The organism is Faecalibacterium prausnitzii (assembly GCF_003324185.1).
GTDB classification, from domain to species: Bacteria; Bacillota; Clostridia; order Oscillospirales; family Ruminococcaceae; genus Faecalibacterium; species Faecalibacterium prausnitzii.
Genome location: NZ_PXUP01000052.1, coordinates 1 through 2,042 on the forward strand (window position 1 = coordinate 1; position 2,042 = coordinate 2,042).

Here is a 2,042-nt window from a genome sequence, read left to right on the forward strand (position 1 = left end):
AAAGGCGTGACCGAAGTCACGCCAAATCTGCCCCATTGCGGGAACTTTTGCAAATACTGTTTTATGGGAACTCTGCTCTGGGGAACTCCCTGTTGTACATATCGCTATCGTCTGTGGTCTTTGGCAGGGTGCGTCCTATTCAGGGGCGCACCCTGTTTTTTGTTTTGCCCTTAATCTTCTAGCCCATGGCTTCCAGCCACATTCTTCAAATATTTCTCCGGGTCACCGTTCAGAATCAAATCCGCATAGCCCAACGGATCGTTGTAGATGAGGTAGTCCAGTTCCGTCCTCTGCGCCATGGTCACGTCCAATTCATCCTCGACCCCAGTGCAGTCAATGGAGATCATTCTCCCATCCCGGAGCAGCAGCTCCACGCAGCCGGTATCCATGTTGAATTTGCAAGTTCTTTCATCGTACTTCATAATCGTGTCCTTTCTGCCTTACGGCACCTTTACAGTTGTGACTTTTGTTATACGGTTCTTCTGATAAGGTTTTGGACACACAGTCGTCGGGAAGGAGCCGGAATTGTCATTTCCAAAGAAAACAAAAAATCCGAACCCTTCTCCTATCGAGAAAAGGTTCGGATTTTCATGGTTTGGTGCGACCGGGAGGATTCGAACCTCTGGCCTTCCGGGTCGGAGCCGAACGCTCTATCCAGCTGAGCTACGATCGCAAATGTCGTATCCCTTTGGTGGGTACAACACAGTATAACACATCAGGATGCAAAATGCAAACGAAAATCGTCAGCCCTTCCGGTTTCGCAGCCAGATGCGGTGCAGGCCGTCGGTGATCAGGGTCTCGCGGTAGTGGATGGGGGTGCGGCAGGCCTCCCGGATGGAGCGGGGCAAATCGCCGGTGGCGTAAAAGGCGGTCTGCGCGCCCAGCTCGGCGCAGAAGCGGTCGGCCAGACCGTCCAGCAGGCTGGCAGTGCCCAGCACAAAGCCGTTTTGTAAGCAGGCCGAGGTGCTCTTGCCCAGCACCGACTCCGGGGCGCGGGCAGCGGGGTCGATCTGGGGCAGCTGGGCAGTTTTCTGCACCAGCGCATTCATGGAAAGCTGCGGCCCGGGCAGGATCACGCCGCCCACAAGCTCCTGTTTGGCGTTCACCGCCATCAGGGAGATGGCCGTGTCTGCCGAGATGACCACCAGCGGCCCGGGGCACTCTGCCAGCGCTGCCACTGCGCCGCACAGCAGCTCTGCACCCAGCTGCGCGGGGTTGTCCAACCGCAGCTTGATGCCGCTTTTTAGCCCCGGCCCCACGGTCAGGATGCGCGCCTTGCATAAAAGCTGTAAGGCCGCCAGCACCCGCCCGCTGAGCATGGGCACCACGCTGCCCAGAATGCCGCCCTCGATCTGCGCCGGGGATGCCCCGTACAGTTGTAACAGGTTCACCAGCCGGATGGCGTATTCCTCCACCGTGGCGGCGGGGTCGGAGTGCAGCCGCCCGCAAAAGATCAGGGTATCTTGCTCGTAGCCGCCCACAGTAATGTGGGTGTTGCCGATATTGACGGTGAGGATCATGGGTCAGGGCCCCTTTCGCAGCGCTCTATAATGTATATAATATATAATAGCGCACCCGCCGCCGATACGCAAGGCTTTTGCTGGGGGAGGAGTGGAGAGGGCGTTTACCACTACCGCAAAGAAATTGGAAAAAAGATGTCAAAAAGTGTTGACAACTGCCCCGGGGTGTGGTATTATACTTGAGCGCCAAACGCTGAGACAAAAGAATGACTTCTGAAGTCTCAGCAGGAAGCCTTTGAAAAGAACCAATAGACGCTAAAAAGTTTCGGCTGATACCGAGAAACCTGAAGCGCTCCAAGTTCAGAAAAGTTCAAAAGCTTCTCAAAAAAGTGCTTGACAAAAAACCGCTTCTGTGGTAAAATAATCAAGTCGTCAGCCGCAAGGCTGAGGCGCACAGGACCTTGAAAATTGAACAATATCGAAAGAACTTGTAACGGAACCTATATTCGTGTTGGAAAAACACGGTAAACAATTCCAAACAAAAGTAATTCACACAGGACGCAAGCGATTGCGTGCTGAGCG

At 54.6% G+C, this 2,042-nt stretch carries 2 protein-coding genes and 1 tRNA gene; all 3 read right to left on the reverse strand.

The features are described from left to right. Positions 1-170 precede the first annotated feature (170 nt). The gene (locus C7J97_RS14565; protein ID WP_005927463.1) at positions 171-422 is read right to left on the reverse strand and encodes a DUF6061 family protein; all 252 of its coding nucleotides are present in this window, start codon (positions 420-422) and stop codon (positions 171-173) included. 174 nt (positions 423-596) lie between these two features. Next, a tRNA-Arg gene (locus C7J97_RS14570) sits at positions 597-673 on the reverse strand. Positions 674-743: 70 nt separating this feature from the next. Continuing rightward, a complete protein-coding gene (locus tag C7J97_RS14575) occupies positions 744-1,520 on the reverse strand; it encodes a type III pantothenate kinase (protein ID WP_097782728.1) in 777 nt (258 codons plus the stop codon). Between the last annotated feature and the right edge of the window lie 522 nt (positions 1,521-2,042).

Bases quoted from the DNA above. Each gene is read 5' to 3' on its own strand.
- C7J97_RS14575 (WP_097782728.1), bottom strand. From the start codon at position 1,520: ATGATCCTCACCGTCAATATCGGCAACACCCACATTACTGTGGGCGGC.
- C7J97_RS14565 (WP_005927463.1), bottom strand. From the start codon at position 422: ATGAAGTACGATGAAAGAACTTGCAAATTCAACATGGATACCGGCTGC.